The organism is Streptomyces sp. NPDC038280 (genome assembly GCF_055600045.1).
In genome coordinates, this window is the sequence record NZ_JBVJYZ010000013.1 from 1 (window position 1) to 21,157 (window position 21,157).

Genomic DNA, 21,157 nt, shown 5'->3' on the forward strand with positions numbered 1-21,157 from the left:
CTGCAGGGGGGACCCTGTGGGAGAGTAGGACGCCGCCGAACAATCATTGTGGGAAAGCCCCGCACCTTATGGTGCGGGGCTTTTCTGCGTTCAGGACCCGTTCTGCAAAGGCCCCTCCCCCTCCAGCCCGAGCATCAGGCCGGGGGAAGGGGATAGCAAATTAGAGGCGACCGGCTGCCTTCAAGGCCAGATAGGCGTCGGCCAGCGCTGGTGCGAGGTCGTCGGGGGTGGCATCGACGACCGTGACGCCGTGAGCCTTCAGCTGGTCGGCAGTGCGTCGGCGTTGGGTATGGGCCTGGGTGCCGGCGGCGGCTTCGTAGACCGAGTCGACCGAGCCGCGTGCTGTGGCCATCGCAGCCGCGTGAGGGTCGGCGACGGAGGCCAGGAGGACCGTGTGGCGCTGGGTCAGCTGGGGGAGAACCGGGAGGAGGCCCTCCTCGACCGGAGCCGCGTCCAGACTGGTGACCAGCACGAGGAGCGAGCGGCGAGGAGCGTGGGCCAGGGCTGTCGCGGCCAGGCCGCGGGCGTCGGTTTCCACGAGTTCGGGTTCGAGTGGGGCCATCGCGTTGACGAAGGCAGGCAGGATGTCGCCCGCTGATCGGCCCTGTACTTGGGCGCGCAGGCGGCGGTCGTAGGCGATGAGGTCGACTCGGTCGCCGGCCCGGGATGCCAGGGCTGTGAGGAGCAGCGTCGCGTCCATGGCGGCGTCGAGACGGGGGACGTCGCCGACGCGGCCGGCCGAGGTGCGGCCCGTATCAAGGACGACGAGGATGTGCCGGTCGCGCTCGGGGCGCCATGTGCGTACTGCCACCGTCGAGTGGCGGGCCGTGGCGCGCCAGTCGATGGATCGGGTGTCGTCACCGGGGACGTACTCGCGCAGGCTGTCGAACTCGGTGCCCTCGCCGCGTGTCAGCACGCTGGTGCGGCCGTCGAGCTCCCGTAGGCGCGCCAGGCGGGAGGGAAGGTGCTTGCGGCTGGTGAAGGGCGGTAGGACGCGGACGGTCCATGGGACCTTGTGGTGGCCCTGACGGGCGGCGAGACCGAGCGGACCGTATGAGCGGATGGTGACGCGCTCTGACTGGCGGTCGCCGCGCCGGGTCGGGCGGAGTGTCGTGGTCAGGCGGCGGCGTTCGCCGGCCGGGATCGTCACCTTGTGCCGGGAGACAGACTCCTCGGTCCCGGGCAGCCAGCTGCTGGGGGGCCATGCGTCGCGGAGTTGGGCACGCAGGCGGCGCTTGGAAGGGTTCGTGACCAGGAGATCGACGTCGGCAGCGTCACCCAATCGAACTGTTGTGTCACCGCTTCGGGTGAATTGGAGCGTTCGCACTGGTGCGGCCATGGCGTAGTCGCACAGAATTGCTAGTGACAGGGGAGCGTTCACCGCGAGCATCCCCGTCCAGCTGGGGGCGAGGATGCCCACGGGAAGGGACCCGAGGGCGGCGATGAGCGCGGTGCGTCCGGTGAGGGCCACGGTCTCGGCCTCAGCGGGGGACGGGGACGTGGGCGAGGATCGATGTGATGACGGAGTCGGCGGTGACGCCTTCCATCTCCGCTTCCGGCCGAAGCTGGATGCGGTGCCGCAGGGTGGGAAGTGCCAGGGCCTTCACGTCGTCCGGGATGACGTAGTCGCGGCCGGTGAGCCAGGCCCAGGCGCGGGCGGTCGACAGGAGAGCGGTGGCTCCTCGGGGGGATACACCGAGGGTGAGCGAGGGGGATTCACGAGTGGCACGGCAGATATCGACGACGTAACCGGCGATCTCCGGGGAGACCGACGTCTTGGCGACGGCCGCGCGCGCGGCCTCGAGGTCGGCCGGGCCGGCGACGGGGCGGACTCCGGCGGCCTGGAGGTCGCGGGGGTTGAAGCCGTCGGCGTGGCGGGTCAGGACGCTGATCTCGTCTTCGCGTGATGGCAGAGGGACCGTCAGTTTGAGGAGGAAGCGGTCCAACTGGGCTTCCGGAAGGGGGTAGGTGCCCTCGTACTCGACCGGGTTCTGGGTCGCGGCGACGAGGAAGGGGTCCGGCAGGAGGCGGGGAGTGCCGTCGACGGTGACTTGCCTTTCCTCCATTGCCTCGAGAAGCGAGGACTGGGTCTTGGGAGGGGTCCGGTTGATCTCGTCGGCCAGCAGGAGGTTGGTGAAGACCGGTCCCTGCTGGAAGGAGAACTCCGCGGTGCGGGTGTCGTAGACGAGGGACCCGGTGACATCGCTCGGCATCAGATCGGGGGTGAACTGAACGCGCTTGGTGTCCAGTTCGAGGGACGCGGCGAGTGCCCGTACCAGGAGGGTCTTGGCGACTCCGGGGACGCCTTCCAGCAGGACGTGGCCGCGGCAGAGCAGGGCGACGACGAGACCGGTGACGGCGGGGTCCTGGCCGACCACTGCCTTCGCGATCTCGGTGCGCAGGGCCTCCAGGGAGGCTCGTGCGCTGTCCGAGTTCTCTACGATCTCGGGGGTCGGGGCGCTCATGAGGTGCGTACCTCTCTTTCGAGGGCGTCGAGTTGGTCAGCCAGGCGGGTGAGGGCGGCATCGTCGGCGGGTGTCGCGCCGAAGAGAAGGTCCGTCGGGTTCGGGGCTCCGTCGGGGAGACGGGTGGACAGCGCCGGGATCAGGGAGTCGGGGGAGTGGGCGTCGTGTGGGGGGACGCCGAGGAGGGGGGCCAGGCGGCTTCGGGTCGCCGAGCGCAGGACGGCGGCGGCGCGGTCGCGGGCGTTGGCCTTGCGGTAGAGGCGGGCGCGGCCCTCGGTGGCCTCGGAAGCGCGGATGGCCACGGGAAGCCGCTCGGTGACGAGGGGGCCGAGCCGGCGGGCGCGCCAGATCGCGGCGAGTACGGCGGCGATGGTGAGTTGGAGGGTGCCCCAGAGCCAGCCGGAGGGGATCAGGTCGAGGAATCCGCTCTCGGCGCTGGTGTCGCTGTCAGTGCCGTCGCCTTCGGTGGCGGAGGGATCGGAGAGGGAGGGGAGGTACCAGACCAGATGGGGGCGGGAGCCGAGGAGTTGGAGGGCGAGCGAGGCGTTGCCCTGCTTGTCGAGACGGTCGTTGTAGAGGAGGTCGGGGGAGCCGACGAGGACGGTGTCGCCTTCGGATTCAGTGATCCGCAAGAGAGTCGGCAGGCCGTCGGTGAGGTAGCAGGACTCCGTGTGGGGGAGGCCTGTCGCGTAGCGCTCGCCGCCGATGTCGACGCTGCCGGCGCGGACGGCGGCGGGCAGAGTGCACTGCGGTTCGCGGGCGTCGACAGGGGCGGTGCTGCGGGTGGTGACGCCGGGGGCCAGCGTCGGGGTGGAAGGCGGCCCGGGGGCGAGGAGGACGGTGCGGCCGCCCGAGCCGTCGAAGGCCGACCGCAGCGTGTGCTGTTGCCGCGTGGTGAGCAGGTCCGGGGTGGTGACCAGGAGGGTGGTGTCCGGGCCGGTGGTGGCGGTGGCGTCGTCGAGTGTGGTGACCACGCGCAGGTCGACGCCCTGACGCTTGAGGAGTTCGGCGACGGCGCGGCTGCCGTACTGGTCGGCGGAGCGCGGGTCGAGACGGCCGTGGTGGTCGCCGGAGCGGACGGCGGCCATGACGATGGCGGCCACGACGAGGATGGCCAGGGCCAGGAGCAGACCTCGGGTCCGGGTCCAGATCTGGCGGGTGGTGAGGGAGGCGGAGGTGGAGCTGGTGGGCAGCCCGCTCATTCGGCGGCTCCCGGAGTGGCGTTGGCGAGTTCGGGCTTGGTCCGCTCCAGGGACACGTCCAGCTTCTCGATGCGCCGGTATGCGTTCTGGTCGGCGGTGCGCCCGCCGTATGTGACGTCGTCGAATTCCCGGGCGGCGGCGCGCAGTTCGTCGGCGTGGCCGGGCAGGGAGCGGCCTGCGTCGGCGGCTGCCTCGTCGGCGGTGCGGCCGGGGCGGGGATCGAGCAGGGTGCGCTCTTCGAGCGAGCGGACGATGGCGCGCATCCGTTCCTGGACGGCCTGGTTCCAGCGGCCGGCGGCGGCGTGCCGTTCGGCGGCGGTGCGGTGCTCGGCGGCGCTGCGGGGGCGGTCGTCGAAGAGGGAGTCCGAGGTGCTCGCCGTGCGTTGCGGGGTGCCAAGTCGCCACCAGAGGGCGCCTATGACGGCAAGGACGACCAGGGCTATGGCCAGGAGGCCGAGCGGGCCGCCGGGTGTGGCGCCGGAGGCCGCGTCGAAGAGCGTGCCGACCCATTCCCAGAAGCGGTCGAGGGCGCGCTGGAGGAGGTTCGGGTCGTTCTCGTGGTACATCGGCTTGGACAGTTCGCGCTCCGCCGCCTCCCGTGCGGGGCCACGGGGCGTGTCCACCGGTACGTCGCTGCTCGCGCGGATCAACGCCAGCGTCGTTGTCGTTCCCCCCGTGGTCGACACCGCATCAGCTCCTGGAGGTGTCGTCGCCCGGGGAGGCGGGTCCGTATCCGGGGAGCCCGGCGGCGCGCCCGAGTTCGAGGTCGAGGGCTTCTCGGCGGATGCGCTGGTCCACGTAGAGCAGGACGGAGACTCCGGAGGAGATGGGGTAGGTGATCGAGGAGGCGATCACCGCACCGATGCCGGTGATGATCAGGAACGGCCAGCCGAAGTCCGGGGTGGTGCCCGACATCAGGTCGCCGAAGCTGTCGCCTTCCACGGCGAACGCGGCGACGGCGAACGGGATGCCGATGATCATCGAGACCAGCATGGTCAGCAGCAGGGTCAGGGCCATGACGCCGAAGACCCGCCACCAGGCTCCCTGGACGAGCTTGGCCGAGCGGCGCATCGAGGCGATGACGCCTTGGCGTTCCAGCATCAGGGCCGGGGAGGCGAGGCTGAACCGGATCATCAGCCACAGGATGACGACGGTGGCGGCCATGCTGCCCACCGCGATCAGTGCGCCGCCGGCGATGGAGCCGATCAGCATGCCGGGGACGATGCCGACGGCCAGGATTCCGATGCTGATCACAGGCAGGAGCAGGGTGAGGCCCAGGAGCTGGGGGAGCCTCGGGCGGGCTTCGCGCCAGGCGTCACCGAGGTTTACCGGGCGGCCCAGTACGGAGCGGCTGACGACGACGGTGAGCAGCGCCGTGGTGGCGAGGGTCCCGATGAGGGTGATGATCAGCGTCGGGCCCAGGCCGATGAGGGACGCCTGCAGGCTGTCGACGCCCGCGCGCAGTGCCTCCTCGGGGCTCGCGTCCGGCCTGACCTCCGGGGTCGTCGGGACGAGGTAGCGCTGGGCGAGGATCTCGCAGATCTGGGTGATCACGGAGACGGTGATCGTGATGCCGAGCACGGTGCGCCAATGGGCCCGCAGGGTGGAGACCGCGCCGTCGAGGATCTCGCCGACGCCGAGCGGGCGCAGCGGGATGACGCCGGGCTTGGCAGCCGGAGGCTGTCCCCAGGCGCCCTGGTGGCGGGGGCCGCCGCTCCAGCCGGACGTGGGCGCCGGCGGGGGGACCTGTCCGGGGCCGGGTGCGGTCGGAGGCGACCACTGGCCGGCGGGCGGCTGGTCCTTCGACCACTTCGGTGCGGCACCGTCCGCGTCGGCGGGCTCCGCGGGCCGGGGCACCGCGGCGTCATCCTGGCCGTCGGAGGGAGCAGATCCGGGCGAGGCCCAGCCCGGAGTGTCGTTCACGGTCGTCCACCTCGAGGATTTGTCGCAGGGCAGGCTCGTCGAGCCGGCTCGGTCACAATGCCCGGTCGCCTGTCGGGGCGGTCGGCTGGCAGCCATCGTGCCACGCGGGGCCTCGGAGTGGGCCTGGGCCCGTATCTCCATGGCACCTTCATTGTCGGCGGCTCACCGGGCAGACTGGGCGGATGGCTGATCAGTACGTACAAACCCCGGTCGGAACTGAGCCGCCCACACTGCCCGCGCTGCGCTGGGAGGAGCCGCCGGAAGGACCGGTGCTGGTGCTTCTCGACCAGACGCGGCTGCCCGCCGAGGAGACCGAGGTGGTGTGCACGGATGTGCCCGCCCTGGTCCGGGCGATCCAGACGCTTGCCGTGCGGGGCGCGCCGCTGCTGGGGGTCGCGGGTGCCTATGGCGTCGCGCTCGCCGCCGTACGTGGCTTCGACGTCGAGGAGGCGGCGGAGCGGCTGGCGGAGGCGCGCCCCACCGCGGTGAATCTCGGGTACGGGGTGCGGCGGGCCGTCGAGGCCCACCGGGCCGCGGTGAAGGGCGGGGCGGACTCCGAGCAGGCGGCTGCGGCGGCCCTGGCGCAGGCCCGTGAGCTGCACCGGGAGGACGCCGAGGCCAGTGCGCGGATGGCGGCCCACGGGCTGGCGCTCCTCGACGAGCTGCTGCCGGGCGGCACCCACCGGATCCTCACGCACTGCAATACCGGGGCGCTGGTTTCGGGAGGTGAGGGCACCGCGTTCGCCGTGGCGCTGAGGGCGCACCGGGCGGGCAAGCTGCGCAGACTGTGGGTGGACGAGACCCGGCCGCTGTTCCAGGGGGCCAGGCTCACCGCGTACGAGGCGGCCCGCAACGGGATGGCGTACACCTTGTTGACGGACAATGCGGCGGGTTCCCTCTTCGCCGCGGGCGAGGTGGATGCCGTGCTGATCGGGGCGGACCGGATCGCGGCCGACGGCTCGGTGGCCAACAAGGTGGGAAGCTATCCGCTCGCAGTGCTGGCGAAGTACCACCATGTGCCGTTCATCGTGGTGGCGCCGCGCACGACGATCGATCCGGACACCCGGGACGGGGCGTCGATCGAGATCGAGCAGCGATCCGGCCAGGAAGTGACCGAGCTCACAATCCCGCATGTCGCGGGGGCGGGGATCGACACAGGAGGGGGGCTGCCGGTGGCGCCGCTCGGAACGCAGGCGTACAACCCGGCTTTTGACATCACACCGCCGGAGTTGGTGACGGCGATCGTCACGGAAGTGGGAACAGTGTCCCCGGTCACCGGGGAGGGAGTGGCGGAGCTGTGTGCCAGGTCACGACAGGTAACGAATGGCTAATGGGATGATGTCGATATGAAGGGACGCGTCCTTGTCGTCGATGACGACACCGCACTGGCCGAGATGCTCGGGATTGTGCTGCGGGGTGAAGGTTTCGATCCGTCGTTCGTAGCGGACGGCGACAAGGCACTCGCCGCTTTCCGTGAGGCCAAGCCGGACCTGGTGCTGCTGGACCTCATGCTGCCCGGAAGGGACGGCATCGAGGTGTGCCGGCTCATCAGGGCCGAGTCCGGCGTGCCCATCGTCATGCTCACGGCCAAGAGCGACACCGTCGACGTCGTGGTGGGCCTGGAGTCCGGGGCCGACGACTACATCGTCAAGCCGTTCAAGCCCAAGGAGCTGGTCGCCCGGATCCGGGCGCGGCTGAGGAGGTCGGAGGAGCCGGCGCCGGAGCAGCTGGCGATAGGTGATCTGGTCATCGACGTGGCGGGCCACTCGGTCAAGCGGGACGGGCAGTCCATCGCCCTGACGCCGCTCGAGTTCGATCTGCTGGTCGCGCTGGCCCGTAAGCCGTGGCAGGTGTTCACCCGTGAGGTCCTGCTGGAGCAGGTCTGGGGCTACCGCCACGCGGCGGACACCCGGCTGGTCAATGTGCATGTGCAGCGGTTGCGCTCCAAGGTCGAGAAGGACCCGGAGCGCCCGGAGATCGTGGTGACCGTCCGTGGTGTCGGTTACAAGGCCGGGCCGAGCTGACATGACCGGTGGCAGCGCTGCTTCGAAGCCCGGGGAGCCGGGAGTCCGTGCGGGGCGGGCTGCCGGGCCGAGGCGTGGGCTTTCGCGTCTCGGCCGGCTGCTCCAGGGCGGCCGGCTGCTTCAGGACGGGGCGCCGGGCGGTCCGGTGCTCCGGCTTTTCGTGCGCTGGGTGCGCCGTCCGCTGCTGTCCGCCGTGCGGCTGTGGCGTCGGAACATCCAGCTGCGGGTGGTCGCGGGCACGCTGCTGATGTCGCTCGGTGTGGTGCTGCTGCTCGGGTTCGTCGTCATCGGGCAGGTGCGCAACGGCCTGCTGGACGCGAAGCAGAAGGCGGCGCAGAGCCAGGCCGCCGGTGGGTTCTCGGCGGCCCAGGACAGGGCCGGCGCACCCGTCGGCCCTGCCGGTCCGGACGGGGCGGGCAGGTCCGGCGGTTCGGTGAACTGGCGGTCGGACCTGGTGGAGCAGCTCGCCAGTGGTGGGCAGAGCGCGTTCAACGTGGTGGCGCTGAGCCTGGAGTCCGAGGGCACGGCGAGCCGCGGCGCGCGCGCTTCCGGTGAGGTCGACCCGACCGCGAGCATCCCCAGTGGGCTGCGGTCGTCCGTCGCCCAGGGGACGGGCACCTATCAGACGTATACGCGGATCGAGTACACGAGCGGCAAGGCGTCGGAGCCGGGCCTGGTCCTCGGCAAGCGGCTGAACGACGCCGCGGGCACGCAGTACGAGCTGTACTACCTCTTCCCGCTGACCCAGGAGGAGGACTCGCTCGCCCTGGTCAAGGGGACGCTGGCGACAGCCGGGCTGTTCGTGGTGGTGCTGCTGGGCGCGATCGCCTGGCTGGTCGTACGGCAGATCGTCACGCCGGTACGGATGGCGGCGGGGATCGCCGAACGGCTCTCCGCGGGCCGCCTCCAGGAGCGGATGAAGGTGACCGGCGAGGACGACATCGCGCGCCTCGGTGAAGCCTTCAACAAGATGGCGCAGAACCTCCAGCTCAAGATTCAGCAGCTGGAGGAGCTGTCGCGGATGCAGCGACGGTTCGTCTCGGACGTCTCGCACGAACTGCGTACGCCGCTGACGACGGTCCGGATGGCCGCCGATGTCATCTACGAGGCGCGCGGCGACTTCGACCCCGTGACGGCCCGCTCGGCGGAGCTGCTCGGGGACCAGCTGGACCGGTTCGAGTCACTGCTCGCCGACCTGCTGGAGATCAGCCGCTTCGATGCGGGCGCGGCGGCCCTGGAGGCCGAGGCGATAGATCTGCGGGAGGTCGTCCGCCGGGTGATCGGCGGGGCCGAGCCGCTGGCCGAGCGCAAGGGAACCCGGATCCGGGTCGTCGGGGACGAGCAGCCCGTCGTCGCCGAGGCCGATGCGCGCCGGGTGGAGCGCGTCCTGCGCAACCTCGTGGTCAACGCCGTAGAGCACGGCGAGGGCCGGGACGTGGTCGTACGGATGGCGTCGGCGGGCGGCGCGGTCGCCGTCGCCGTGAGGGACTACGGCGTGGGACTCAAGCCGGGCGAGGCGACGCGGGTGTTCAACCGGTTCTGGAGGGCCGACCCGGCACGAGCGCGTACCACCGGCGGTACCGGCCTCGGTCTGTCCATCGCGGTGGAGGACGCCCGGCTGCACGGCGGCTGGCTGCAGGCCTGGGGCGAGCCGGGTGGCGGTTCGCAGTTCCGGCTGACCATGCCGCGTACGGCGGACGAGCCTCTGCGCGGCTCACCGATACCCCTGGAGCCCGAGGACTCGCGGCGCAACCGTGAGCGGGCCGCCGCGGAGGAGCAGGCGGACCAGCGGCTCGGGAGCGTGCCGGCGCAGCCCGGCGGAGAGCGCCCGGCACTGCCCGTACCGGCTCGTGCGCCCCTGCGGCCGCGACCGGGTGAGGCGGGGGATCCCGCGGCGTTGCCGGGCAGTGGGTCCCGGGTGGTGGCCCGGCAGGTGGGGGAGCGATCGGGTGGCGATGCGACGGCGCAGAGCACGGAGTGGGAGGACAGGACTCTTGGGCGCTGACCGTCGGACCCTTCTCCCGGGTCATCGGACTCTCTTCGGCAGGAACTCGTTCGTCGGCAGGACCTTTTTCAAGGGACAGGGGCGTGAGCGTGCCGTGTCGTGGGGGGTCACCTCTCTCGCCGTGGGCGGCATGCTGCTGACCGGCTGCGCGACGATGCCGGACAGCGGCGACGTCAGCAATGTGAAGGCCTCCAACCCCGGGGACTCGCAGGTCCGGGTGTACGCGGTGCAGCCACGGGAGAGTGCGGAGCCCGAGGAGATCGTCGACGGCTTCCTGGAGGCGATGACCAGTGACGACCCGGGTTTCGCCACGGCCAGGAAGTATCTGACCAAGCAGGCGGCGCAGACCTGGCGGCCGGAGGAGCGGATCACGGTCCTCACCACCGCTCCGGACCGCAAGCAGGCGGTGACCACCGGCGGCCGCGACGGCCAGGGCCGCAGCTATCCGCTGACCGGCCGGAAGGTCGCGACCGTCGACGCCCGCCACGCCTACCAGCCGGTCGCGCCCACCGACTACACGGGCACGGTCCATCTGGTGCAGGAGGCCCGGGCGGACGGCAAGGGCAAGGAGTGGCGGATCGACGCCCTGCCGCCCGGTCTGGTGCTGAGTGAGTCGGACTTCCAGCGCAATTACAGCTCCGTCAACAAGTACTACTTCGCCTCCGGGCAGGACTGGGTCGTCGCCGATCCGGTCTACATCCGGCAGCGACAGGACCCGGTCACGCGCATGGACCCGGTGGCGCAGACGGTCAAGGCGCTCCTCGAAGGCCCGACGAACTGGCTGAAGCCCGTGGTCACCTCGCGCTTCCCCACCGGGACGGCACTGAAGGACGGGGTCACCTCGCTGACACCCGACGACCAGAGCACGCTGAAGGTGCCGCTGAACGACAAGGCCGACCAGGTGGGGCACGACCAGTGCCGCCGGATGTCCGCGCAACTGCTGTTCACACTGGGAGATTTGCGCTCGGCGCGGGTCGAGCAGGTGGAGTTGCAGCGGGAGGACGGTTCCCAGCTGTGTGTGGTGGGCAAGGCGCAGGCCGAGGAGTTCGCCGCGGACCGCGCGTCGGGCACGCCCGACAATCCGTACTTCGTCGACGACCAGGGGAAGCTGGCGCTGCTCGACGCCGGCGCCAAGGACGTGGGCAGGGAGAAGCCCGAGAACGTCCTCGGGCCGTTCGGCAACGGTGTCGTGAAGCTGTCGACGGTCGCGGTGGCGCGGGACGAGAAGCACGCCGCGGGTGTCACGCAGGGCGGCCGCGAGCTGCGCGTGGCCTCGATCATGTCGGACGGTGAGCCGCCCGAGCCGCTGGTACGGAGTGCGGCCAAGCGCCCCGAGGACCGGTTGTCGACGCCGAGTTGGGACGGCCGCGGCGACCTGTGGGTCGCCGACCGCGACCCGGTGAAGCCGCGCCTGTTGATGCTGTCGGGCGGCGCCGGCGCTCCGGTGGAGGTCAGGACGCCCTGGATCGAAGGCGCCCGGGTGGAGTGCCTGCGGGTCTCGGCGGACGGCGTACGGATCGCCCTGCTGCTGAAGAAGGACGGCCTGAGCACGCTGCACATCGGGCGGATCGAACGGCAGGGGTCCGGCGCGCGCCAGACGGTGTCCGTCGTCGACCTCCAGCCCGCGGCGCCCCGGATGGAGACGGTCACCGCCGTGTCCTGGGCGGGGCCGAGCCGGCTGGTCGTGGTCGGCAAGGAAGCCGGCGGGGTCGAGCAGGTGCGCTACATCCGCACGGACGGCTCGACGTCGGCCGGAGGCGTTCTGCCGGGGCTGAACGAAGTAACGGCGGTCGCTGCGGCGAACGACGACCGGGCGCCCGTGGTGGCGGATTCCAGAGACGGCATCGCACGCCTGGTCGGCGGCGCGAACTGGCAGCCGATGGTCGAGACGGGGTCGGCGCCGGTTTATCCCGGCTAGACCTTTTCGGTCGGGGCCACGGAGGTCGTCTGCGCCGGGTGACCTTTTGATCCGGGCAGGGCCTTCTCCGCGCGCAACGCCCGGGTCCCCGCAGGGTGCGCGTCGGCGCCCTACGGCCCACTCGACCGGGCGCCCGGTCGCCGGGCGGTTCCCGGTGCCCAGTCGGTTCGTGTCTCGGCGCTGCTCGGGTCGCGGGGCGCACCCGCTTCGCACGTTAACGTCTCGGCGCCGCACGGCCCCTCCGCCAGCCCCTCTGCGGGGCGGCGCTCCGGGCCCTCGGCGGGTGCGCCCCCGTCCCTCCGACGGCCCTCGTCGGCAAGTCCCTCTGCCGGGCGGCGCTCCGGGCCCTCGGCGGTTGCGCTCGTGCCCCTCCGTCGACCCCTCGTCGGCCGCCCCGACCCCGTTGTCCACAGGGGTGGCCCGCTTCGTCGGGCAGGGGCACAGTGGGGGCATGCGGGGGTGGTGGCGAGAGATCGCCGGGTTGGTGCTGCCGGTTGCCTGTGGGGGATGCGGCAGGCCTCGTACACCGCTGTGCGCCGACTGCGGCCGGGCGCTGTACGGGGCCGGTGCGCGCCGTGTCGTTCCCGTGCCGGAACCGGTGGGGCTTCCGGTGGTCTATGCCGCGGCGCCGTACGCCGACTCCGTGCGTGCTGTGCTGCTGGCACACAAGGAGCGGGGCGCGCTCGGGCTGGCCGGGCCGCTCGGTGTCGCGCTGGCCGGCGCCGTCAGGGCTGTCTGTGGGCCCCCTGCCGCCTTCGGGACCGCACCGCTGGCCCTTGTGCCGATGCCTTCCTCCCGGCGCGCACTGCGGGCACGTGGGCATGATCCCGCCCGCCGGATCGCGCGAGCCGCAGCCGCCGAACTGCGCCGCACGGGAACCGCGGCCGTGGCCTTCCCGGTGCTGCGCCAGCGGCGCGCGGTGCTCGATCAGGCCGGTCTGGGTGCCGGGGCGCGGCTGAGGAACATGGCCGGGGCGCTGGAGGTCGCCGCCGGTGGAGCGCGGCTGCCGGGTGACGCGAGGGTGGTTCTCGTGGACGACCTCATGACGACGGGAGCGTCTCTGGCGGAGGCGGCGAGGGCACTGAGTGCCGTGAATCAGCCGCAATTCGCGGGGCTGTTACGTCCGGCGGCCGCAGTCGTGGCGGTTTCGCCGCTCTCATGGGAAATAAACCGGAACTGACGGGGAAGTTGCAACGTTGCAGGTAGTGAGAGGGCAAAAGCACCTGATCGGAGGTACGTGCTGGTAGCGGGTGCCGACACCCGTCCGAGCGAGCTATGTTCGGTTGTGAGGAATGGCGATTGCCAGGGCCTCATCGAATGCACGGGTGCGCCTGGAGGACGGGAGTTCAGGGCGGACGAACCTCAAAGTTGGTGGGGTGGGGATCTTGCCGACTGGGGAGGAGGAGGTGAAAGTCGCCAAGTCCGAGACTCCGGTACTCACCGGAGTTCTGGTGCAAAGGGAGATGCTCGCCGGTCCAAAGAGCCGGTCAGAGTGATCCGGGAACGGAGTTCTGCGTGGACATCGTCGTCAAGGGCCGCAAGACCGAGGTGCCCGAGCGGTTCCGCAAGCACGTGGCCGAGAAGCTGAAGCTGGAGAAGATCCAGAAGCTCGACGGCAAGGTGATCAGCCTGGACGTCGAGGTGTCCAAGGAACACAACCCGCGGCAGGCCGACCGGTCGGACCGCGTGGAGATCACCCTCCACTCCCGAGGCCCGGTGATCCGGGCAGAGGCGGCCGCCGGCGACCCGTACGCAGCGCTTGACCTGGCAACGGGCAAGCTCGAGGCGCGACTGCGCAAGCAGCACGACAAGCGCCACACCCGCCGGGGCAACGGCCGGCTCTCCGCGGCGGAGGTTGCCGACGTCGTGCCGGGCGTGGCCCAGCTCAACGGCAGCGGCGCACCCGTGACGGAGGAACAGCCGGGTGGCATTCCCACCACGAAGATCGGCTCGCTCGAAGTGCAGGGCGAAGGACCGCTGGTGGTGCGCGAGAAGGTCCACACCGCAGCCCCGATGACGCTCGACCAGGCGCTCTACGAGATGGAGCTGGTCGGGCACGACTTCTATCTGTTCGTCGATTCCGACACCAAGCAGCCGAGTGTGGTCTACCGGCGACATGCCTACGACTATGGCGTCATCCACCTCGAATCCGACCCGCTCGCCGGTGCCGAGGGCGCCGGCGCCGGTGGTGCGCTCGGCGGCTGACGGCGGCCGACACCGTCTCTCATGGTGCCCCTGGAGCGCGTTTCGCGCCCCCAGGGGCACCCGCGTGCGACCACGGGATCACCGCGCCGCCGCCCGGGCATGAAATCATGGCGTCCCAGGCCAACCGGTGCTCTGTGAAGTGCGGTTGGTGACCGAAACATGAATTCAGGCCACGGCCTTCAGGGGGAGGAACGATGGCGGACGGCTTCGGTCCGGTGCACAGCGGCCGGGACTCCGATTGCGCGACCGCTCCCGAGGGAGCGGATTCGGCCGATCGGCAGTCCCGAAAAGAGCCGATCCGGGTCCTCGTTGTGGACGACCACGCCCTTTTCCGACGTGGTCTGGAGATCGTCCTCGCGCAGGAGGAGGACATTCAGGTCGTCGGCGAGGCCGGGGACGGCGCGGAGGCCGTCGACAAGGCCGCCGATCTGCTGCCTGACATCGTGCTGATGGACGTACGGATGCCCAAGCGCGGCGGTATCGAGGCCTGCACCTCCATCAAGGAGGTCGCCCCCAGCGCCAAGATCATCATGCTGACGATCAGCGACGAGGAGGCGGACCTCTACGACGCGATCAAGGCGGGCGCGACCGGCTATCTCCTCAAGGAGATCTCCACCGACGAGGTGGCCACCGCGATCCGCGCCGTGGCAGACGGGCAGTCGCAGATCAGCCCCTCGATGGCGTCCAAGCTGCTGACCGAGTTCAAGTCGATGATCCAGCGCACCGACGAGCGGCGGCTCGTGCCGGCGCCTCGGTTGACCGACCGGGAGCTGGAGGTCCTCAAGCTGGTGGCCACGGGCATGAACAACCGTGACATCGCCAAGGAGTTGTTCATCTCCGAGAACACCGTGAAGAACCACGTCCGCAACATCCTGGAGAAGCTGCAGCTGCACTCCAGGATGGAGGCGGTGGTCTACGCGATGCGGGAGAAGATCCTCGAGATCAGGTGAGGCTCCACAACTGATCACGACTCGTCACTACACGGCACTACTCGGCACAACTCGTCGCACCCCAGCGCGACTCCTCGCCACTTCTCAGGGCTGCCGACGAGTGACTCCTGAACCGTCAGTCCAGCGCGGCCACGAGCGCGGCGGCGAGGTCGGGACGGTCGACGTGCTCGACCCGGACCGCGTCGCAGCCCACCCACTCGGCTGCCTCACGCAGTGCCTGCGCCATCGGGCCCACGGCCTTCGGGGTGTCCAGGAAAACCCGCTTCGCGACCAGCGTGCTCCCCTCACGCGCCGGGTCCACCCGGCCGAGCAGCTTTCCGCCGGCGAGCAGCGGCATGGCGAAGTAGCCGTGCACCCGCTTCTGCTTGGGGACGTAGGCCTCCAGTCGGTGTGTGAAGCCGAAGATCCGCTCGGTGCGGGCCCGCTCCCAGATCAGTGAGTCGAACGGCGACAGGAGCGTCGTGCGGTGTCGGCCGCGCGGCTCGGTCGCCAGAGCCTCCGGATCCGCCCAGGCCGGCTTCCCCCACCCCGCGACCGTCACCGGCACCAGACCGGAGTCCGCCACGACGGCGTCGAACTGCTCTCCCTTGAGGCGGTGGTAGTCGGCGATGTCCGCGCGGGTGCCCACGCCGAGGGCCTGCCCGGCCAGCCGGACGAGGCGGCGCAGGCACTCGGTGTCGTCGAGGTCGTCGTGGAGCAGCTCATCGGGGATGGCGCGCTCGGCCAGGTCGTACACCCGCTTCCAGCCTCGCCGCTCGGTGCACACCACCTCGCCGTACATCAGCGCCCGCTCGACGGCGACCTTCGACTCGGACCAGTCCCACCACTCGCCCTTGTTCTTCGCGCCGCCCAGGTCCGTGGCGGTGAGTGGCCCCTCGGAACGCAGCTGCTTGATCACCGCGTCGTACGCGCCGTCCGGCAGGTCGTGGTACCAGTGCGGGCGGGAGCGGTAGGCGCGACGGCGGAAGGCGAAGTGCGGCCACTCCTCGACCGGCAGGATGCAGGCGGCGTGCGACCAGTACTCGAAGGCGTGCGTCCCGGTCCAGTACGCGTCCTCGACGGTGGCGCGGCCGACCGCGCCCAGACGCGCGTACGGCACGAGCTCGTGCGAGCGGGCCAGCACCGAGATCGTGTCCAGTTGGACGGCGCCGAGGTGGCGCAGCACCCCTCGCACTCCGCCGCGACGGTCCGGGGCGCCCAGGAAGCCCTGGGCCCGCAGCGCGATGCGGCGGGCTTCGTCGGCGGACAGTTCGGCGGCGGGAGGCGGGGCGGTCGTCATGCTTCGCACACTAGAGCCGACCACTGACACTCAGGTCCCCGCCGGGAGGTACGCGTGGGAGCTGGGCAGTCCGAGGTCGGAGGGCAGCAGCGCGCCGACCCAGCAGTCCCTCAGCGTGTCCTGGTTGAGCAGCGCCGCGCGCAGGATCCCCTCCACGGTGAAGCCGGCCTTCTCGGCGAGCGCGCGGGAACCGGCGTTGCCCACCTCGGCCCGCCACTCCAGGCGGGTGCAGGCCAGCTCGGTGAAGGCCCAGTGGGCCAGGGCGCGCACGACTTCTGTCATGTATCCGTTGCCGCGGTGCTCCTTCGCCGTCCAGTAGCCGACTTCCCAGGTGCCCGTGCGGGGGTGGTGGAGGCTGCTCGCCGCGAGAAGCGGGCCGCCGTCGCGGGGCTCCACGGCGAAGGTGTACTCGGTGTCGTTGCGCCAGCCGTCCGGTACGTGCTGCCGAAGGAAGCCCTCGGCGTGCTGCCGCTCGTAGGGGGACGGGATCGTCGTCCACCGCTGGATGTCGGGGTCCTGACAGGCCGCGTAGACGGCGTTCGCGTCGTCGGGGACGAAGGTGCGCAGCCGCAGGCGGTCGGTCGTGAGAGTGATGGGCTCCATGACGGGATTCTGCTGATCCGGCACGCGCGGGGCGAACAGTTTTCGGGGAACAGCGGCACCTTCCGAGCGTCCCGTGCGTTGTCTTTCAGTGCGGTGGTGGTCCCCGGATCCGGCAGGCCTCCCGGCGCGGTGCGGTCCTCGCTTACGATGGCCGTTGCGGTGGGGCCCGCTCGCCGCGCCCGTGCCCGTGTCCATGACAAGACCCAGTGCCAGGCCCGACCGGCAAGGAGACCAGCCTCAGTGTCCGTCTTCAACAAGCTCATGCGTGCAGGCGAAGGCAAGATCCTGCGCAAACTGCACCGCATCGCGGACCAGGTCAACTCCATCGAAGAGGACTTCGTCAAGCTCTCCGACGCCGAGTTGCGGGCGCTCACCGAGGAGTACAAGCAGCGCTACGCCGACGGCGAGAGCCTCGACGACCTGCTTCCCGAGGCCTTCGCGACCGTCCGCGAGGCCGCCAAGCGCGTCCTCGGCCAGCGCCACTACGACGTCCAGCTGATGGGTGGCGCCGCGCTGCACCTCGGCTATGTCGCCGAGATGAAGACCGGTGAGGGCAAGACCCTCGTCGGCACGCTGCCCGCGTACCTGAACGCGCTCTCCGGCAAGGGCGTGCACCTGATCACGGTCAACGACTACCTGGCCGAGCGCGACTCCGAGATGATGGGCCGGGTGCACAAGTTCCTCGGCCTCGAGGTCGGCTGCATCCTCGCCAACATGACGCCCGCACAGCGCCGTGAGCAGTACGCCGCCGACATCACCTACGGCACGAACAATGAGTTCGGATTCGACTATCTGCGCGACAACATGGCGTGGTCCCAGGACGAGCTCGTCCAGCGCGGCCACAACTTCGCCTGTGTCGACGAGGTCGACTCGATCCTGGTCGACGAGGCCCGGACGCCGCTGATCATCTCCGGCCCGGCCGACCAGGCCACCAAGTGGTACGGCGACTTCGCCAAGCTGGTCACGCGTCTCACCAAGGGTGAGGCGGGCAACCAGCTCAAGGGCATCGAGGAGACCGGCGACTACGAGGTCGACGAGAAGAAGCGCACCGTCGCCATCCACGAGGCCGGCGTCGCCAAGGTCGAGGACTGGCTGGGCATCGACAACCTCTACGAGTCGGTGAACACCCCGCTCGTCGGGTACCTGAACAACGCCATCAAGGCCAAGGAACTGTTCAAGAAGGACAAGGACTACGTCGTCATCGACGGCGAAGTCATGATCGTCGACGAGCACACCGGCCGCATCCTCGCCGGCCGCCGCTACAACGAGGGCATGCACCAGGCGATCGAGGCGAAGGAAGGGGTGGACATCAAGGACGAGAACCAGACGCTCGCGACGATCACCCTGCAGAACTTCTTCCGCCTCTACGACAAGCTCTCCGGCATGACCGGTACGGCCATGACCGAGGCCGCCGAGTTCCACCAGATCTACAAGCTGGGCGTCGTCCCGATCCCCACGAACAGGCCGATGGTCCGCAAGGACCAGTCCGACCTGATCTACCGGACCGAGGTCGCCAAGTTCGCCGCCGTCGTCGACGACATCGCGGAGAAGCACGAGAAGGGCCAGCCGATCCTCGTCGGTACGACGTCGGTCGAGAAGTCCGAGTACCTCTCGCAGCAGCTCTCCAAGCGCGGCATCCAGCACGAGGTGCTCAACGCCAAGCAGCACGACCGTGAGGCGACGATCGTCGCCCAGGCCGGCCGCAAGGGCGCGGTCACGGTCGCCACGAACATGGCCGGCCGTGGTACCGACATCAAGCTCGGCGGCAACCCCGACGACCTGGCCGAGGCGGAGCTGCGCCAGCGCGGCCTGGACCCGGTCGAGCACGTCGAGGAGTGGGCCGCGGCCCTGCCCGCCGCGCTCGAGCGCGCCGAGCTGGCCGTCAAGGCCGAGTTCGAGGAGGTCAAGGACCTCGGTGGGCTCTACGTCCTCGGCACCGAGCGCCACGAGTCCCGTCGTATCGACAACCAGCTGCGCGGTCGTTCCGGCCGTCAGGGAGACCCGGGCGAGTCCCGCTTCTACCTCTCCCTCGGCGACGACCTGATGCGTCTGTTCAAGGCGCAGATGGTCGAGCGCGTGATGGCGATGGCCAATGTGCCCGACGACGTCCCGATCGAGAACAAGATGGTGACGCGCGCGATCGCGTCGGCCCAGTCGCAGGTCGAGCAGCAGAACTTCGAGACGCGTAAGAACGTCCTGAAGTACGACGAGGTGCTCAACCGCCAGCGTGAGGTCATCTACGGCGAGCGCCGACGCGTCCTGGAGGGCGAGGACCTGCACGAGCAGGTGCGGCACTTCATGGACGACACGATCGACGACTACATCCGCCAGGAGACCGCCGAGGGCTTCGCGGAGGAGTGGGACCTCGACCGGCTGTGGAACGCGTTCAAGCAGCTCTACCCGGTGAAGGTCACCGTCGAGGAGCTCGAGGACGCCGCCGGCGACCGTGCCGGCATCACCGCCGAGTTCATCGCCGAGTCCGTCAAGGACGACATCCACGAGCAGTACGACGCCCGTGAGAAGCAGCTCGGCTCGGAGATCATGCGCGAGCTGGAGCGGCGCGTGGTGCTGTCCGTACTGGACCGCAAGTGGCGCGAGCACCTCTACGAGATGGACTACCTCCAGGAGGGCATCGGCCTGCGGGCCATGGCGCAGAAGGACCCGCTGGTCGAGTACCAGCGCGAGGGCTTCGACATGTTCACCGCCATGATGGAGGGCATCAAGGAGGAGTCCGTCGGCTACCTGTTCAACCTGGAGGTCCAGGTCGAGCAGCAGGTCGAGGAGGTCCCGGTCCAGGACAGGGCTCCTTCGCTGACCAAGGAGGACGCGGTCCCCGCGGGCGCGTCCCGTCCGGAGATCCGCGCCAAGGGCCTCGACGCCCCGCAGCGGCCGGACCGGCTGCACTTCTCCGCCCCGACGGTCGACGGTGAGGGCGGTGTCGTCGAGGGCGACTTCGCCTCCGACGGTGCCTCCGGGGACGGCGGCCTGACCCGCGCGGAGCGGCGCAAGGCGCAGAAGAGCGGTGGCGGCGGCCGTCGCCGCAAGAAGTAACCGCGTAGGACCGCGTACGACCCAGTACGACGGCGTACGACACAGGGGCCGGGCACCGGGAAGGTGTCCGGCCCTTCGTCATACCCCGGCCCGGTTGCCGTCCAGCTCCACGACCGCGCAGCGCCAGCGCCGGTCGGTACCGAGCTCGAGCCGGTACGCCATGGCGCGCAGCCGGCCACCCGTCGCGATGGTGGCGTAGGCCTCCACGACCCCGGGGCGCGGCGGGAACCCGCCGCAGCGGTGCACCACGGGGCGGACGCCACGGCCCCGGAAGGGCGCCGAGGGGGCGAGCTGGACCAGCTGCTCGTACGCCTCGCCCACGGTCTGGCCGAGCATCCAGTGCACGGGGCGCTCGCCGCTGAGGACGGCGAGGAGTCGCTGTGCGAAGAGGACGTGCGGGGGCAGCGGACGGCGCGGACCCGACCCGGGGCCGGGGCGGCTGCTGGGGCGCGGCGGGAGAGGCCGGGTCGAACCGGGTCCACGCCGGTCGCGTCGGCCCACCGGGCGTGCTGCGGAGACGTTGGAGGTGGCGGGTACTGGGCGGGTGGTGGAGGCGGCCGCGGGGGCGGATGTCGGAGCGGCGGCGAGGCCGGCCCGGGAGGTGGCGGCGAGGCCGGCCTCGAAGGGGGCGGTCAGGCCGGTGCCGGCGTCGGTCGCGCACTCGGCGGGGTTGTTGGTCGGTCGGTCCTGCGCGGTGATGGTCCTGTTCATGGCGGTGGCCCCCGTTTCCGTCCGCCCCGGCGCTCTACCAGGCGGTAACTTCGGTTGGTGATCTTCTACGGGGCGGCTGACCGGGTCGCAACGCCGCGACGCCCGCGAGCGCGGGGCCGGACGGTTCACCTATCAGGGTGATGAGAGGCCCTGGGCGCCCGCCGGAGGCTGTACGGCGCGGCCCTCGGTAGACGGACCCGTGCTGGACCACAAAGCCCCGAAGGGGGACTCCACACGTATCCTGAGGGGGTTTCCGACTACGAAAGCGGCGAGCCATGCGTGTGTACGTCCCCCTTACCCTGCCCGGTCTGGCACAGGCGCACAGGGCGGGCGAACTGGGTCCCGGCCCGGTGACCGCGTACGCCGTGACTCCCGCGCTGCGCGAGTGGTACGTCTCCGACGACATCGAGGAGCTCGAGTACGCGGCGCTCAGCCGGGCCGCCGCCGCGTCGCTGCGGATGCTCGCCGTGGACCCTGAGGCCGCGCGCCGCCGGGTCGTCCTCGCCGTCGACGTGCCGGACGGGGCGGCGGTCTCCGACCCCAGCCACGGTCTGGATGCCTCCTCGCTGGGCGAGGTGCGGATCGCCGGCCCCGTGCCGCTGGGCAAGGCGGCCGCTGTGCACGCCGACGCGGACGACGCGGAGGCGGTCGTGTCCGCCGCGGCGGCCGCGCTGGGCGCGGCGGACCAGGGGGACGACGACGCGCAGTTCACCGTGGACGGGGCCGAGGACCACGAGCTGCTCTGGTTCGGCGTGCAGGAGATTCCGCAGCTCATCGGCTGAGCACGGTCCCGCCCGCCGTTTTTCCGGCGGCATTGTCGG

17 protein-coding genes are annotated in these 21,157 nt (G+C 70.7%); 9 read left to right on the forward strand and 8 right to left on the reverse strand.

Annotation, left to right across the window (positions count from 1 at the left end; all coding sequences use genetic code 11):
* Window positions 1-160 precede the first annotated feature (160 nt).
* Genes ACZ7J0_RS23850 through ACZ7J0_RS23870 form a run of 5 tightly spaced genes read right to left on the reverse strand, consistent with a single transcriptional unit; the run spans window position 161 to window position 5,590 of the window.
* Entirely contained in the window at window positions 161-1,471 is a 1,311-nt protein-coding gene (locus ACZ7J0_RS23850; protein WP_470890475.1) for a DUF58 domain-containing protein, read from the reverse strand.
* Between the two features lie 10 nt (window positions 1,472-1,481).
* On the reverse strand, window positions 1,482-2,465 hold the full coding sequence (locus ACZ7J0_RS23855) for an AAA family ATPase (protein WP_470890477.1): 984 nt from the start codon (window positions 2,463-2,465) through the stop codon (window positions 1,482-1,484).
* A complete protein-coding gene (locus ACZ7J0_RS23860) occupies window positions 2,462-3,667 on the reverse strand; it encodes a DUF4350 domain-containing protein (RefSeq protein WP_470890479.1) in 1,206 nt (401 codons plus the stop codon). The genes ACZ7J0_RS23855 and ACZ7J0_RS23860 overlap by 4 nt, the downstream gene beginning before the upstream one ends.
* Window positions 3,664-4,353, reverse strand: coding sequence for a DUF4129 domain-containing protein (locus ACZ7J0_RS23865; RefSeq protein WP_470890481.1), 690 nt, complete (start codon window positions 4,351-4,353; stop codon window positions 3,664-3,666). Before ACZ7J0_RS23865 ends, ACZ7J0_RS23860 begins: the two co-directional genes overlap by 4 nt.
* A gap of 4 nt (window positions 4,354-4,357) precedes the next feature.
* Complete coding sequence (locus ACZ7J0_RS23870; protein WP_470890483.1) at window positions 4,358-5,590, reverse strand: DUF7847 domain-containing protein; 1,233 nt, start codon at window positions 5,588-5,590, stop codon at window positions 4,358-4,360.
* Between the two features lie 182 nt (window positions 5,591-5,772).
* On the opposite strand from ACZ7J0_RS23870, the gene mtnA reads away from it, so the two are divergent.
* The 7 genes from mtnA to ACZ7J0_RS23905 all read left to right on the forward strand — a co-directional run bounded on the left by mtnA (window position 5,773) and on the right by ACZ7J0_RS23905 (window position 14,692).
* A complete protein-coding gene (gene mtnA, locus ACZ7J0_RS23875) occupies window positions 5,773-6,921 on the forward strand; it encodes an S-methyl-5-thioribose-1-phosphate isomerase (RefSeq protein ID WP_470890485.1) in 1,149 nt (382 codons plus the stop codon).
* Between the two features lie 15 nt (window positions 6,922-6,936).
* Window positions 6,937-7,614, forward strand: a complete 678-nt coding sequence (mtrA, locus tag ACZ7J0_RS23880; protein ID WP_468710939.1) for a two-component system response regulator MtrA — start codon at window positions 6,937-6,939, stop codon at window positions 7,612-7,614.
* Window position 7,615: 1 nt separating this feature from the next.
* A complete protein-coding gene (gene mtrB / locus ACZ7J0_RS23885) occupies window positions 7,616-9,619 on the forward strand; it encodes an MtrAB system histidine kinase MtrB (protein ID WP_470890486.1) in 2,004 nt (667 codons plus the stop codon).
* Between the two features lie 130 nt (window positions 9,620-9,749).
* A complete protein-coding gene (locus ACZ7J0_RS23890; protein ID WP_470890758.1) occupies window positions 9,750-11,537 on the forward strand; it encodes an LpqB family beta-propeller domain-containing protein in 1,788 nt (595 codons plus the stop codon).
* A gap of 451 nt (window positions 11,538-11,988) precedes the next feature.
* Complete coding sequence (locus ACZ7J0_RS23895) at window positions 11,989-12,717, forward strand: ComF family protein (protein ID WP_470890488.1); 729 nt, start codon at window positions 11,989-11,991, stop codon at window positions 12,715-12,717.
* A 335-nt stretch (window positions 12,718-13,052) separates the two neighbouring features.
* Window positions 13,053-13,742: a ribosome hibernation-promoting factor, HPF/YfiA family gene (gene hpf, locus ACZ7J0_RS23900; protein WP_470890490.1), complete on the forward strand. Its 690-nt coding sequence runs from the start codon at window positions 13,053-13,055 to the stop codon at window positions 13,740-13,742.
* A gap of 194 nt (window positions 13,743-13,936) precedes the next feature.
* Window positions 13,937-14,692 carry a response regulator gene (locus ACZ7J0_RS23905; protein WP_470890491.1) on the forward strand — a complete coding sequence of 252 codons (756 nt, stop codon included), beginning with the start codon at window positions 13,937-13,939 and terminating at the stop codon, window positions 14,690-14,692.
* Between the two features lie 115 nt (window positions 14,693-14,807).
* Here the strand turns inward: ACZ7J0_RS23905 and ACZ7J0_RS23910 are convergent, their stop codons facing one another.
* Both ACZ7J0_RS23910 and ACZ7J0_RS23915 read right to left on the reverse strand, forming a co-directional pair.
* Entirely contained in the window at window positions 14,808-15,971 is a 1,164-nt protein-coding gene (locus ACZ7J0_RS23910) for a winged helix-turn-helix domain-containing protein (RefSeq protein WP_470890493.1), read from the reverse strand.
* Window positions 15,972-16,001: 30 nt separating this feature from the next.
* Window positions 16,002-16,574: a GNAT family N-acetyltransferase gene (locus ACZ7J0_RS23915; RefSeq protein WP_470890495.1), complete on the reverse strand. Its 573-nt coding sequence runs from the start codon at window positions 16,572-16,574 to the stop codon at window positions 16,002-16,004.
* A 240-nt stretch (window positions 16,575-16,814) separates the two neighbouring features.
* On the opposite strand from ACZ7J0_RS23915, the gene secA reads away from it, so the two are divergent.
* Window positions 16,815-19,625, forward strand: coding sequence for a preprotein translocase subunit SecA (gene secA / locus ACZ7J0_RS23920; protein ID WP_470890497.1), 2,811 nt, complete (start codon window positions 16,815-16,817; stop codon window positions 19,623-19,625).
* Window positions 19,626-19,703: 78 nt separating this feature from the next.
* Here the strand turns inward: secA and ACZ7J0_RS23925 are convergent, their stop codons facing one another.
* Window positions 19,704-20,126: an Rv3235 family protein gene (locus ACZ7J0_RS23925; RefSeq protein WP_470890760.1), complete on the reverse strand. Its 423-nt coding sequence runs from the start codon at window positions 20,124-20,126 to the stop codon at window positions 19,704-19,706.
* Window positions 20,127-20,611: 485 nt separating this feature from the next.
* On the opposite strand from ACZ7J0_RS23925, the gene ACZ7J0_RS23930 reads away from it, so the two are divergent.
* The gene (locus tag ACZ7J0_RS23930; protein ID WP_470890498.1) at window positions 20,612-21,118 is read left to right on the forward strand and encodes a DUF6912 family protein; all 507 of its coding nucleotides are present in this window, start codon (window positions 20,612-20,614) and stop codon (window positions 21,116-21,118) included.
* Window positions 21,119-21,157: the final 39 nt, after the last annotated feature.